Source organism: Candidatus Amarolinea aalborgensis (assembly GCF_900491745.1).
In the GTDB taxonomy this organism is placed as follows: domain Bacteria; phylum Chloroflexota; class Anaerolineae; order SSC4; family Amarolineaceae; genus Amarolinea; species Amarolinea aalborgensis.
In genome coordinates this window covers 206,760-220,539 of record NZ_UETR01000007.1, presented here as the reverse complement: position 1 = coordinate 220,539, position 13,780 = coordinate 206,760, and the positions used below count along the sequence as shown (strand labels likewise).

At 60.0% G+C, this 13,780-nt stretch carries 12 protein-coding genes; 5 read left to right on the top strand and 7 right to left on the bottom strand.

Features of this window, described 5'->3' with window-relative positions; translation table 11 throughout:
* Positions 1-5 precede the first annotated feature (5 nt).
* From ACPQ6D_RS11985 to ACPQ6D_RS11955, 7 genes are all read right to left on the bottom strand, one after another.
* Entirely contained in the window at positions 6-668 is a 663-nt protein-coding gene (locus ACPQ6D_RS11985) for a hypothetical protein (RefSeq protein ID WP_423224556.1), read from the bottom strand.
* Positions 658-1,674, bottom strand: coding sequence for a DNA-methyltransferase (locus tag ACPQ6D_RS11980; protein WP_423224555.1), 1,017 nt, complete (start codon positions 1,672-1,674; stop codon positions 658-660). Before ACPQ6D_RS11980 ends, ACPQ6D_RS11985 begins: the two co-directional genes overlap by 11 nt.
* Before the next feature lie 172 nt (positions 1,675-1,846).
* The gene (locus ACPQ6D_RS11975; RefSeq protein ID WP_423224587.1) at positions 1,847-3,019 is read right to left on the bottom strand and encodes a 6-phosphofructokinase; all 1,173 of its coding nucleotides are present in this window, start codon (positions 3,017-3,019) and stop codon (positions 1,847-1,849) included.
* A gap of 252 nt (positions 3,020-3,271) precedes the next feature.
* On the bottom strand, positions 3,272-4,213 hold the full coding sequence (gene pyrB, locus ACPQ6D_RS11970) for an aspartate carbamoyltransferase (RefSeq protein WP_423224554.1): 942 nt from the start codon (positions 4,211-4,213) through the stop codon (positions 3,272-3,274).
* Between the two features lie 27 nt (positions 4,214-4,240).
* On the bottom strand, positions 4,241-5,305 hold the full coding sequence (locus tag ACPQ6D_RS11965; RefSeq protein ID WP_423224553.1) for an amidohydrolase family protein: 1,065 nt from the start codon (positions 5,303-5,305) through the stop codon (positions 4,241-4,243).
* A gap of 109 nt (positions 5,306-5,414) precedes the next feature.
* The gene (locus ACPQ6D_RS11960; RefSeq protein ID WP_423224552.1) at positions 5,415-6,011 is read right to left on the bottom strand and encodes a hypothetical protein; all 597 of its coding nucleotides are present in this window, start codon (positions 6,009-6,011) and stop codon (positions 5,415-5,417) included.
* 43 nt (positions 6,012-6,054) lie between these two features.
* On the bottom strand, positions 6,055-6,471 hold the full coding sequence (locus tag ACPQ6D_RS11955) for an ester cyclase (RefSeq protein ID WP_423224551.1): 417 nt from the start codon (positions 6,469-6,471) through the stop codon (positions 6,055-6,057).
* Between the two features lie 172 nt (positions 6,472-6,643).
* Here ACPQ6D_RS11955 and ACPQ6D_RS11950 point away from each other — a divergent pair, with 172 nt between their 5' ends.
* The 5 genes from ACPQ6D_RS11950 (at position 6,644) to ACPQ6D_RS11930 (ending at position 13,732) form a co-directional block, all read left to right on the top strand.
* A complete protein-coding gene (locus ACPQ6D_RS11950; RefSeq protein ID WP_423224550.1) occupies positions 6,644-8,494 on the top strand; it encodes an alkaline phosphatase family protein in 1,851 nt (616 codons plus the stop codon).
* Between the two features lie 27 nt (positions 8,495-8,521).
* On the top strand, positions 8,522-9,757 hold the full coding sequence (locus tag ACPQ6D_RS11945) for an MDR family MFS transporter (protein WP_423224549.1): 1,236 nt from the start codon (positions 8,522-8,524) through the stop codon (positions 9,755-9,757).
* Positions 9,758-9,872: 115 nt separating this feature from the next.
* On the top strand, positions 9,873-11,330 hold the full coding sequence (locus ACPQ6D_RS11940; RefSeq protein WP_423224548.1) for a xylulokinase: 1,458 nt from the start codon (positions 9,873-9,875) through the stop codon (positions 11,328-11,330).
* Positions 11,331-11,465: 135 nt separating this feature from the next.
* Complete coding sequence (locus tag ACPQ6D_RS11935; protein ID WP_423224547.1) at positions 11,466-12,551, top strand: LacI family DNA-binding transcriptional regulator; 1,086 nt, start codon at positions 11,466-11,468, stop codon at positions 12,549-12,551.
* Positions 12,552-12,691: 140 nt separating this feature from the next.
* On the top strand, positions 12,692-13,732 hold the full coding sequence (locus tag ACPQ6D_RS11930) for a sugar ABC transporter substrate-binding protein (RefSeq protein ID WP_423224546.1): 1,041 nt from the start codon (positions 12,692-12,694) through the stop codon (positions 13,730-13,732).
* Positions 13,733-13,780: the final 48 nt, after the last annotated feature.

Genomic DNA, 13,780 nt, shown 5'->3' with positions numbered 1-13,780 from the left:
CCAGATCATGCTTCCTTCTTCGCTTGCCAAAATGCCCGTATCCGTTCAAAGCGACCGATTCGCTCCCCAATCTTGGCGATCTCCTTGGGGTAAAACTCTAGCATGACATCGCACAGTTCCAGCATCCATTGTCGTCGGGAGTAGCCCGTGATGATCGAAACGAAGTTCGAGTTCGCAATCTGAATCTGACCCCAACCGAGCGCGCCGATAGTCAGGCAATCCCAGCCCAGAAACTCGATTGGCACGAACTTAACATCGGAGACCTCGGACTTGAGTCCACGCACGGCATAACTCACCAATAACAATGTGAAGAAATTGGTGTCATCCTCGTAGAAACGTGTCAACCGTTCGACCGAGGTCAGGTTCGGCATGCTGAAGTGAGTGCCTGCGCGATGGGTCTTGACATCAACGATGTAGTAGAGACCATCCGTGTCCTTGAAGGCAAGATCGGCCATGGCCCGTCGAGCAAAACTAGCGGAGTACTCAGCACACAAGGGGCCGAGCAATGTATCGAAGGATGCAGCGACGATGTTTTCAATCGCATCACCGGCGGCGCGTGGGCTTTGTGCTGTATTCTCGGATAGGAAATCGGGGCTTTGATTGATGAGGTCAACGACGCGCGCTTGAACAGCAAGATACTCCTCGGTGTGAAAGAGCCTACTTTTCATTGTTTGCTCCAAAAAGGCTTGCCTGGCCCTGGAACGAATTTAAGAGGGCGTTTTCGCGCTCCCTGGCTTGTTGACTGAGGGTGTTTCTTTCCCAAAAACACCCATCCACGTAGCCCTGGATACTTCTATCGTTCTCAGCTAACTCCAAGCGGCGCTCTGCCAGCAGGCAATAGTGCTCCTCTTTTTCAATGCCAATGTAGTGGCGGCCGAGTTTCTTGGCCACGACGGCAGTGGTGCCAGATCCGGCAAATGGGTCGAGAACGAGATCACCTTGTTTTGAACTAGCGAGCATCAGCTTGGCGATAAGTTTCTCGGGTTTTTGGGTTGGATGTTCTGTGTTTTCTGGCATTGACCAAAATGGAACAGAAATGTCAGTCCAAAGATTGGATGGATGCGTGATGCGGTACTCTCCATCCGGCTCCTGGCGCCAATCTTTCGGATCGCCGTTTGCGGCTCGATATGGCGCCAGGACCCGGCGTTTGATTTTGACCGCCTCAACGTCAAACCAGTAATCCTGAGACACTGTACAGAACCAGATGTCCTCCGAGCAGTTCTTCCAGTTATGTTGAGCGCCGCGCCCTTTTTCGCGCTCCCAGGTAATGCGGTTGCGCACGGTCAGGTGTTCCTCAAGCACGCTCTGAACTATTCCAGACGTCTGCCATTCGCAGCACAAATAGACTGTCGCCCTTGGCCGGAGGAGTCTAAGACAAAGCCGCATCCAATCACGCATCCAGGCTTCATAATCAGCGGCTGGCAGACGATTGAAGATAGTTCCGTTGAATGATTTGGTGAGATTATAGGGCGGGTCAAGGATCAGCAAATCAACAGAACTGGCCGGCAGACACGGCAAGACCTGCATGGCATCGCCGAGGATGGTTGTGTCCAGGCACTCGTGCAGATTGACTGGGTTGCTCATGCGGCGTAAACGCGGTAGCAAGCGCGATACATCCGCGCTTGAAAGGTGAAGCGTTCGATTACGAGGGGCGCGCGTGTGCGAATCATTCATCGGCAATCATCCTGATCAAAAATGTAACTGCGCAGCGTCGGTGCAGGCGCCTTCGTCATACCTGCACAATGGCTCAGCAATCCACATGAACCGTTGATTGACCTGATGATACACCGATCGCGGCAATTTGCCCAACAACCCGCACACGCGCGACCAAACTGAAGGGCCTAGCCTAGTATAGGAACATTGGCTTACCCAAGACGTGGCGCACCTTGGGACGATATTCGCTGATGTCATACAGTTCATCCACGTCCACGCGCTTCTTGCCCTGCATGATGGTGCTGATGGGGATGTGGGTGTAAGTGCCGCCCTGCAAGGCCACCATGCGCCCAGACATGCCTTCGGCCACCAGGTCCATAGCCATATTGGCGTAGTTGAAGGCGACCATCAGGTCGAGCGAATCGGGTGCGCCAGAGCGCATGAGGTACGAGAGCGGCTGATAGATCATATGCGAGCCGGTCAGCGCCTGCAAGGCCTCGGCCGTCTTCTCGCCGATGCCGCCCAGCTTGCGATGACCGTAAGCGTCTTCCTGTCCGTATTCAATCACCTCGCCGCCGAGCATCGAGGCGCCCTCGGAGATGGTGACCATGGCGTAGTTGCTCGGATTGGACGCCTTGTCCGCCGTCACCATCTGCGCTAGTTTGTGGACCTCAAACGGCACCTCGGAAATCAACGTGCGATCCACGCCGGCCAAATAGGCAGAAATCAGGGATGTCTCACCGGAGTTGCGGCCAAACAGTTCGACCACAGCAATACGCTCGTGCGAACCGGCGCTGGTGCGCAGGTTGTGAATGAAGTTGACGCTGCGCGTGACTGCGGTCGAAAAGCCAATGCAGTAGTCGGTGCCGTAGACATCGTTGTCCATCGTTTTGGGAATGGCGACAACCGGAAAACCTTCGCGGTGCAGCCGCTCGGCATAGCTCAAGGTGTCGTCGCCGCCAATCGGAATCAGGGCGTCAATGCCCAGCTTTTCCAGGTTGGACAAGACGTGCGGCGTGAAGTCATACTTGGCATCAGCGGCCGGATCATAATTGGCATCGCGCAAGAAGGCGGGCACATCGCCGTTGCTCACCCGGGCCGGGTTGGTGCGGCTGGTGTGGAGGAAGGTGCCGCCGGTGCGATCCACCGTGCGCACGGCTTGACGATCGAGCGGGACGATGTGGTTCTCCCGGCTGGATGGCTCACTGGGATTGTAATGCAACAGGCCTCCCCAGCCGCGGCGTACACCGACCACGCTGCAGTTGTCATCGGCCGCGCGGTAGACGAGGGTTTTGAGCGCGGGATTCAGGCCTGGAACATCGCCACCACCGGTCAAAATACCGATGGTCTTCTGTCGGTTGGGCATCATGGTGTCCTTTCTGCGCACACGATTACGACGGGGTCATTGGTCAAGGAGCAATTTGCACTACGCTTGTAACTATTCAGGCATCCTGCGCCGACTGCAGCCGCCGAATGAATTCGGGCCGCAAGGGCGTGCCGCCGCCAGGTCGGCCGGAGCCGACCGGCGCCGCGTCCACTCAGGTGGACGCCTGGCGGAACGCCCATCAGGCGCGATTTCAATCGCTGCCTTGCCACGGCGCGCCGCCTGAATAGTTACCTACGCTTTACCCAGAACGGCGGCCAGCAGCGCCATGCGGATGTACATGCCGTTGCGCATCTGGCGGAAATAGGCTGCGCGCGGATCATCATCCACGGCATAGGCAATCTCGCCGACACGCGGGAGGGGGTGCATCACGATCATCTCCTCTTTGGCCCGCGCCATCAAGGTCGGATCCACGACATAATGTTCCTTGACCACGTCGTAGAGCGCCAGGTCGCTGAAACGTTCCTTCTGCACACGCGTGACGTAGAGCACATCAGCATCGCCAATGATGTTATGAATATCGTCCGTTTCACGGTAGGCGAGGCCGGCGCTGTGCACTTCGGCAACGATTTCAGGCGGCAGCTTGAGCATGTCTGGCGATACGAATACCAACTCCACATGATACTGCGTCAGCAGGCGCGTCAATGAATGGACAGTGCGGCCGTACTTCAGATCGCCGACCATCGCCACCTTCAATCCATCCACGCGGCCCAATTCTTCTTGAATCGTAAAGAGATCGAGCAGCGCCTGGGTGGGGTGTTCGCCGACGCCGTCGCCGGCATTGATGATCGGGACATGGGCGTAGCGCGCAGCGGTGGCGGCGGCGCCGACCTCCGGGTGACGCAGAACGATGACATCCGCATAACATTCCAGGGTGCGCACGGTGTCAGGCAACGACTCGCCTTTGCTGACAGAGGAATAAACCACCTCGTTGATGCTGAGGACGCGGCCGCCCAGGCGCACCATCGCGGCGTTGAAGGATGACGAGGTGCGGGTGCTTGGCTCGTAGAACAGGTTGGCCAAGACATGGCCGTGCAGCATATCGGCGGTGCCAAAACGCTCGACCATGGAGCGCATACTGTGCGCTACTTCGAAGATGTGCTCTAGCTTGGAGCGGTTGAACTGGTTGACTGACAACACATGCTGGCCGAACCAGCCATTGGATGAGTGCGGCACGATTGAACCTCTCAACTCACGGACAGATTATAAGTTCGCCAGGACGCGGCCACAGCCTGGCGCGGCGCGCACCGCGCCGTCTGCGAAAACGATCTGGTTGCGGAGGGCAACCTGGCGCACGGCGCCATGCACCGTGAAGCCACTGAACGGACTCCAGTCGCACAAGGTTTGAAAACCACGATCGGGCACGTCGTAGACGGCATGGGGATCCACGTCAACCCAAGTGGAGGCGCTGATGGGCAGGTGAAAAATGCGCGTGGGATTGGTGTGCAGCCGGGCGATGATGTCGTCCAGGGTCAGGCGCCCCTCGTACACGGCGGTGAGCAGCAAGGGAAGCATTGTCTCCAGCCCAGGAACGCCAGGCGGCGACTGTGGGCTGTTCTTTTCGGCCAGGGAATGCGGCGCGTGGTCCGTCGCGAAGCAGTCAATCACATCCAGGTGCGCCCAGAGCGCAGCCCGATCGGCCGCCGAGGCCAGGGGAGGCTTCATCTGGCCTCGGGTAGCCAGGCGCGGCAGGTCGTCCTCGCACAGCCATAGGTGATGCGGCGTGACTTCGCACGTGACCGCAGCGCCGTGCTGCTTGGCGCGACGAATCAGCTCGATCTCACTGCGCCGGCTGACATGACAGACGTGCAGACGTTGGCCGTAGAGTTGGGCCAGCGCCAGGCAAGTCGCCAACGTCAGCCCTTCCGCATGAACCGCAATCGGCCCAGGGCCGGGCCAGGCTCGAAAAAAGGCCATCAACTGGGCCAGATCGTCCAGGCGCAGAGAGCCGAATGTTTCACTCACGTAAATTTTGAGGCCGCAAGCGTGGGGGGCAGCGGCCGCCGTGGCGAGTGGATCGGTATCGCGCGTTGCGCCTAGAAAAAACCCAACGTCGCAAACCACCGAGGTGGCCGCGCGTTGGGTCTTGTTGCGCAGAAGATCGAGCGTCGCCGTGGGCGGCGACGTATTGGGCATCTCAAGAACGGTGGTAATGCCCCCGGCCAGGGCAGCCTGCGTCCCGGTGCGTAGCGTCTCTTTGTGTTCGTAGCCGGGTTCGCGCAGATGGACATGCACGTCCACCAGGCCCGGCAGGCGAATGGCGTCCATGCACTTCCTGCAATGATTCATACTTACGAACCATGACCAGTTCGTAGGCTCCAGCGGGGGGAGTTAGGCTATTCTACCATTGGCAAATCGTTTTGGCAAACGTGCTTTTTTACATCGCCTGCGCGATAGAGCGATAGCATTGGCGCAGGTATTCTTCCAGCTTGGCCCAGTCGCCCTCGACGTCGGTGGACAGGCGGCCGGTGATCAGATCTACCGTGTTGTTTGCCCGTACGCGCAGCTCGGCCGACGCACGCGCCTGCCCGGGCGTGATGCCAAACAGCACACTGTGCAATTGAACCATCGTCTCGATGAACTCGCGCTTGTCTGGCTGCCCAACCAGCCGCCGATGCACCTCATTGTACTGCGTTTCGAGGGCCGCAGCCTGCGCCGGGTCGAAATCCAGGCCAGAGTAGCGTCGCGCCAGGCGATAGAATTTCTCGTAGAAAGCCTGTACGACTCCTATGTCATGGTTTACCGGCGCCCAAGCCACAGAGGCTCTGGTCACAAAATAGGCTGCCAGCAGCGACGTGGGAAACGGAATCCGAAATTGCTCCTGGCACAAGGCCACAATCAGGCGCAGCAGCTTCAGCCACTGACGGTCATAGTACGCACGCCAGCCGGCGGCCTCGAAGTAGGCCACACGCTCTGGATTGAAACGCAGGCGCCTGGCAGCTGAGGCTGGCGCGGCTTCAGTCATACGGGTCATCAATCTCATCCTCCGGCAAATCTCAGGCCGTGCGGGCTGCGACCTAGGCGTCCTGGTTCAACTCAGGCAGTAATCCGATGGCCCGCAGCAGGCCGGCCACATCCCACAACGATTCGCTGCGGCGCACCGAATCGCCGTCAATCGTCAACAGCGTGACGCCGCGCACGGTGACGCGGCGCCCTGTCGGCGGGATGTGCATGATGGCGCCGCCATGTGTACCGTGGGCAGTCCAGACCAGGGTTACACGCGTGCCATCCACCAGGACCTCATCGGCCCGGAAGCTCAAATCGGGAAACGCCTGAAAATAGCGACTCAGCGATTGGCGAATGCCTTCCACCCCATGTAAGGTCCTCGCCTCCGCAATATCAATCACGACATGATCGGGGCCATACAAGCCCACCGTCTGCTCAATGTCATGACTGTTCCAGGCGTCCAGCAATCGGGTCACGATTTCAGGCATTGAATGATCCTTTTCATATGCAGGGTCTACCATCCGTTCCTCCCTATCTCACGTATCAGGCACGTTAAATGCAGTATAGCTTGCTTGCACCCTCAAGCGCAAGGCCAAAACTTGTTCACTTTCTAGTCACCTTGCCTGGCCCAATCGCCAGAGAGGAGCTGATTTTGCTCAAATGAGCGTTTCCGCCCATAATGTCATCATGCAAGTGGCTTGGCTCGTGCAACGCCTGATTGATTGGCTGACCTCGCTCGCTACGTGGTACTACAGCCGCAAATACGGGGCGCTCGCTTCACGCCTGGGCGGCGGCGTCATGCCCGGTGATGGGCGCCGAGGTTTCCTCATCATCCAGATTGACGGGCTTGCGCATCGCTATTTGCTGGATGCGCTCGCACGTGGCGCGATGCCGCACCTCAACCGGTTAATCACGCGTGAGGGCTTTCGTCTGCAGCGCTGGCGCTGCGGCCTGCCCAGCAGCACACCCGCGGTGCAGGCGGGATTGCTGTTTGGCAATAACTGGGACATTCCGTCCTTCCGCTGGTTCGAAAAAGAGAGCGGACATACCGTTGTCTGCAAAGTGCCGGCGCATTTGCAGCGCCTGCAAGATCGGCTCAGCGCCGGGCGTTACGGCATCTTGACTGGCGGCTCCAGCTACTTCAACCTCTTCGACGGCCATGCGCGCACCTCGATCCTGACCCTGTCCTCGCTCAATCGTCAGCATCTGAGCCAGAATCTGCGCGGCTCGTTCTTCTTCTTGATCTTTTTACTCACGCCGCGCCGTTCGCTGCGCGCGCTGTGGCTGGCGCTGAGCGAATATGCCCGCACCCTGCGCGCCCGGCTGCGCAGCCGACACAAGGCTGGGCCGCCGGCGGCGCGGCTGCGCCGCATCTGGCGCGGTCTGACGTCCCCGCTGGCGACGCTGCTTTCACCGCTGGCGCCGGTGACGCTCAATGTCCTCTTCCGTGAGATTCAGACCTTTGCCGTCGCGCTAGACATCTATCGCGGCGTCCCTGCCATCTACACGGACTACTACGGCTACGATGATCGCGCCCACCATCATGGCGTGTTGTCTGCCGAAGCGCTGCGCGCCCTGCGCAGCATTGATGCGTGCGTCCATGAACTTGACCAGATCCGCCGTCAGTTCCGACACCGGCGCGCCTATGATCTCTTCATTTTCTCGGATCATGGCATGAGCCGCTGCCGGCCCTTCGAGGAACTTTTTCAGCAAACGCTCGGCGACTTCGTGCGCACGCATGTGGGCGAGGCTGTAGTGGATGTGCAGGGCGGACAGGCGCCTTGGGCTTCGATGCAGGATGAACTACTGCACAGCGAGCTGCAGGCTGTCGAAGCGCATGCGCCGCCGTACAGTCAGCGCTTGCTCCGGCTTCTGCGCCGCGCGCTGCGTCGCGGCTTGCCCCAAGATCCAGAGGTGCAGATTGACTATGACCTGGCCCGGCGCAGCGACGTGGTGGTGCGCGTGGCCGGCAGCCTGGCGCATGTTTACTTTAATGTGACCCCTGCGCAGATGGACGTCAGTGAGATTGCCATCCTCTATCCCGATCTGCTGAGCGCGCTGCGCATTCACCGCGGCTTTGGGCTGGTGTTGGGGCGCGAGCAGGGCCGCGCAGTGTGCATCACCGCGCGCGGCGTACAGCGTCTGGATAGCCCTCGACTAGCAGACACGCTGCCGCATCTGGGCGATCCAGGGGCCGAACTGCTGCAGATTGACCGCCTGGTGCGCTTTCCACACAGCGGCGACCTGGTGCTCCTCGGTAACTGGTACGCGGACGGCTCGGTGGTGGGATTCGAGGAGCACGTGGCGACGCACGGCGGTTTAGGGGGGCCGCAGGATTACCCATTCTTCATCACCGCGCCCGGTGTGGATTGGGATCTGGCAGGCGTGACCAATGCGACGCAGTTGCATGATTTCTTCGTGCGCTGGTACGGCGATGCCGCGACGCGCGCCGCGCGCGGGCGCGGCGCCGCAGCAACCTGTGAGCCGAACTTGTCGCAACAACCATCTTAATGACCGATATCATGGTATAATCCATTCATGTTGAGAAACCTCATCCGTTCGTTTCAGGAATTCCCGCTCAAGTTCCGCATTCTCATCATCACTGTGATCATTGACCGTCTCGGTGGTACGATTCTCTTTCCCTTCTTCACGCTCTATGTCACGCGGCGTTTTCAAGTCGGTATGACCGAGGCTGGCATCCTGATCGGTCTTTTCGCCGTATCTGGTCTCGTCGGCAGCGTGGTGGGCGGCGCCTTGACCGATCGCATGGGCCGGCGCAGCATCATTCTCTTCGGGCTGCTGTTTAGCGCGCTAGGTAGTGTGGTCATGGGGCTGCAGGACAATCTGTCCGCCTTCTACGCGCTGGCCGTGGTGGTCGGCTTTCTGGGCAACATCGCCAGCCCAGCTCATCAGGCGATGGTGGCCGACATGCTGCCGGATGAGCAGCGCAGCGAAGGCTTTGGCGTCCTGCGCGTGGCAGCCAACCTGGCCTGGGTCGTGGGGCCGACCATCGGCGGCCTGCTGGCGACGCGATCCTATCTGCTGCTGTTCCTGGCCGATGCCGTTGCCAGCACCATCACCGGGTTCATCGTCTACCGCTTGATTCCTGAGACGCGACCGGCGCCCAGCGCCAACGACGACGCCAACAGCGAGAGCATCCTGGCCACCCTGGCGGGCTATGGCATCGTAGCCAGAGACAAGCTCTTCATTGCTTATCTCGTGGTCTCTATGCTGATGCTGCTCGTCTACCAGCAAATGTACAACACTCTGGCGGTCTATCTGCGCGACGTGCATGGCGTACCCGATCGCGGCTATGGGCTGCTGCTCAGCCTGGACGCGCTGACCGTGGTGCTGCTGCAATTCTGGGTGACGCGCCGCATCAAAGGCCGTCCGGCCATGCTGATGATGGCGTTCGGAACGTTCCTTTACCTGGTGGGGTTCACGCTGTTTGGCTTTGTGGCCAGCTACGCGCTCTTCGTGGCGGCGATTCTCATCATCACCTTCGGCGAGATGATCGTGATGCCGGTCGGCGCCATGCTGGCGGCCCGTTTTGCGCCGGCTGAACTGCGCGGACGGTATATGGCCTTCCATGACCTGGCGCACGCCATCCCGTCCACCGTGGGCGCGGCCGCCGCTGGCTTGATTTTGGACAATTACGATCCCAACTGGGTTTGGTATGCAGCCGGAATCGTATCGGCCGTGGCGGTGATCGGCTACCTCTGGCTGCACCGGCTGACTCAGCGCCGCTTCGAGCCTATCGAAGATGACCTGTAGGCGGCGCCCGCATTGAGCTGACAGCCCAATCTACGGTGTGGCAGAACAAACACCTTCGAGTCAGTCGGCTGTGACGCACGCAGACAGATCAAAATAATGAGAAAGGCATAGAACCATGGCAGACTACACGTTAGGCATAGACATGGGTACGTCGGGCGTCAAGGTCGCGGTACTGGATCTAAGCCGCTTCAGGTTGGTTGCCCTGGCTATGCAAAGCTATGACAATGCTGCCCTGCAGCCATCCACGATGCTTTGGGAGGCGACCACAGCTACCATCCGCAAAGCCGTGGCCGGAATTGACGCCAAAGCCATCCGCGGCGTTGGCCTCTCAAGCCAAATGCATGGCACAGTTCTGTACGACGCCCGGGGCGAGGTCATCGAACCAATCATCAACTGGCAAGACAAGCGCGGCGATGTGCGGCTGCCGAAATACGGCCACCGATCCACGGTCGAAGCGATGATGGCTCTCCTTGCAGGGCCAGAATTTGAAGACCTGGGGATCGCTACACTGCCCAGCGGCTACCTGGGAGCCACGCTGTTTCATATCAAAGAGAATGACCCGGCCCTGTTTGACCACATTCGGCATGTGGCTTTGCCGGGCGATTTCATCCGCGGAAAACTCCTGGGCGCATGCGATTTTGCCACGGACCCGACCAATGCGTGCGGTACAGGGCTTTTCAACACCCGGCTCAATCAGTGGCACGAAAGCGTCATCGCCAAACTTGGCTTGCCCTCTGCGCTGCTACCGCGCGTACATAGCACAACGGCCATTGCTGGGGCTTTGCCGGACGCGATCGCGCGGTCACTCGGACTGCAACCAGGCGTCCCCGTCACCTACGGCGGCGGCGATAACCAAATGTCGCTGCTCGGAAACGGTCTCCTTTCTGGCGATTCGCCGGTCTTGATCAATATCGGCACCGGCGCCCAAATCTCGAAGGTGACGCCGCGCTATGCGCGGGCGGTTGGCGTTGACACGCGCAGCTACTTCAATGGGGCTTACGTGTTTGTCGGGGCCAGCATGGGCGGGGGACGAAACTACGCCCAACTGCGTGACGCGCTGCGCGCGCACGAGGGCCAGGATTTTGGCTATCGCCAGATGGATGCGTTAGCCGCACAAACGGCCGTGGGCGCGGATGGGCTGGTGTATCAGGTGAGATCTCGATTTGACCAGCAGCGCCAGGAAGGATTCTCAGGGCGCACCGACCTGCGCGACCCTGGATGCCAGGCCAGGGCGGTCATGGAAGGAGTCCTGCTCGATTTGGTCGCGCTGCGCCCCCCCACGCTCGGCAGCAAGGCGGGATTCATGATCGGCGCGGGCAAAGGGCTGCTCGACAGCCGCGTGTGGGCGCAGATGGCTGCGGACTTCTTTGCTTGTCCGCTTAAGATCACCAACTTCGAAAACGCGGTGTGGGGCGCTGCGCTGACAGCAGCCGTCGGCGTTGGCGCGGTTCAGGAGGTGAATCAAGCCGTGGCCGCCATCGAATACAGCCTTGAGATGGCGCCCAATCCAGTTCATTCAGCTCAATACCAAGACCTGATCGCGCAGCGTTTAGGGGCGTCAGCGCTGATGTAAAAACTGCCTGCTGGGGCATCTTGACAACGTAGAAAAGCCGTGGTATACTTGCGTAAGCGTTTACGCAAGCGCTTACGCAGGCAATTGCGCATCAAGCACGCGCTGGACATCGGCATCTCAGGGACAGGGAATTCGATGGCTCGACCTAGCAGCAAGGATGTGGCCAAACACGCAGGGGTGTCTATTGCGACGGTTTCCCACGTCATCAATCAGACACGCTTCGTCAGCGACAAGACCCGCCAAAAGGTGTTGGATGCCATCGAGGCGTTGAGCTACCGACCGAACGCCGTTGCGCGCGGTCTGGCCACCAATTCGACTCGTAAAATCGGCCTCGTCATTTCAGAAATCAGGAATCCTTTTTTTACCGCGGCCGCGCGCGGCATCGAGGATGAAACCCTTAGTTCTCGGTATAATATCATCCTCTGCAATACCGATGAAGACCCGGCACGCGAAGAAGAGAACTTACACTTACTAGCCACGCAGCAAATCGAAGGCCTGATCATTACCCCCACCGGCGTGCGCTGTGCATCGCTGCTGGCCTTGGCCGAGTCTGGGGTTCCGATTGTGCAACTCGACCGCAGCAGCCCGGGCTTGGCAGCGCCGCTGGTCGGAGTCAACAATCAAGCTGGCGCGCGTCAAGCCATCAGCTACCTGATTGGCCTGGGCCATCGCCGCATTGCCTGCTTGATGGGCATTGATACCATCAGCACACAAATCGAACGGCTCCGAGGCTGGGAAGAAGCCTTACGCGAGGCCGACCTCCCCATTGACCACGCCCTGGTTGTGCAGGCCGATCCACGGTTCTATGGCGTTGTGGCCAGCGGCAGCGGTTCACTCTCTTTGGTCAAGCCGACCAGCCAACGCCAGGGGCTGCCCAGCGCGTATGAGGCGCTGCAGCGGCTTCTAAATCTCCCGCAGCGCCCTTCAGCGGTCTTCGTCGCTTCGAACCAACTGACGCTGGGCGCGCTGTATGCACTGAGGACCTCTGGGCTGCGGTGCCCTGACGATATCTCACTTCTCAGTTTCGACGATCACGATTGGGCGCCGCTGTTCAGTCCACCCCTGACCGTCGTGCGTCAACCTACCTATGAGCTTGGTCAAACCGCCGCTCGCCTGCTCATGCAAATGATCAATGGCGAGTCGGTGGAAACCCCGCCGCCGTTGCCGGTGGAGTTAGTCAGAAGAGCGTCGTGCAGCGCACCGCCAGCTGGCGGCGCCTGAGGACTAGCCCGGTCCACCATCGTAGCGCATGCAACACCTGGAACCCAGGGGGAGGTGATCCCAACTAAATCTAACAGGCCGCAAAGATCACAACGATTGTCACGTCCGTTACGCTCACACTTTGAAGGAGAAGAAACACCATGTCGTACAAGAGAATCATTCCCCTGTTAGTTGTTGTTGCCATGCTGCTGTCCGCCTGCGGCGGCGCAGCCACACCGGCCGCCACCAAGGCGCCAGGCGCCTCTGGCGAGATCATCGTCGGCCTGATCACCAAGACCGAGAGTAACCCCTTCTTCGTCAAGATGAAGGAAGGCGCGCAGGCCAAGGCCACCGAGTTGGGCGTGAAGTTGATGACCGGCGCTGGCGCGAAAGACGGCGACAATGAAGGCCAGGTGACGGCGCTCGAGAACATGGTCAACGCCGGGGCCAAGGGCATCCTCATCACCCCCAGTGACACGAAGGCCATCGTGCCGACCATCGAGAAGGCGCGTGCGAAGGGCGTGGTTGTCATTGCGCTGGACACCGCGACCGAACCGCAAAGCGCGGTTGACGCTCTGTTCGCGACCAACAATTTCAACGCCGGCCTCCTGATCGGCCAGTGGGCCAAGGCCGCCTTCGCTGGCAAGACGCCCGTCATCGCCACCCTCGATCTGCAGCCCGGCATCACCGTCGGTGCGCAGCGCCACAACGGCTTCCTTCAGGGTATGGGCCTGGGCACGGCCGACCCGAACGCGTCCGACCTGATCACCGCGAAGGAAGTAGTCTGCAGCCAGGACACGCACGGCGACCAGGCCGAAGGCCAGACCGCCATGGAAAACTGCCTGAGCAAGAACCCTGACATCAACCTAGTCTACACGATCAACGAACCGGCTGCGGCTGGCGCATACCAGGCCATCAAGGCCGCGGGCAAGGAAAAGAGCATCACCATCGTCTCCGTTGACGGCGGCTGCAACCCGGGCGTCCAGGGAATCAAGGATGGCAAGTTTGCCGCCACTTCGCAGCAGTACCCGCTGAAGATGGCCTCGATGGGCGTGGAAGCGTTGGTCAAGTATGCCAAGACCGGCGAGAAGCCGACCGGCTACACAGACACTGGTGTCACGCTGATCACCGACCAGCCGCAGGCGGGCGTTGACAGCAAGGACTCCGCGTTCGGCGCAGCAAACTGCTGGGGCGAGAAATAACCTGAACTAGATCAGCGGCGGCGGGGAAACCTGCCGCCGCTCTTTTGG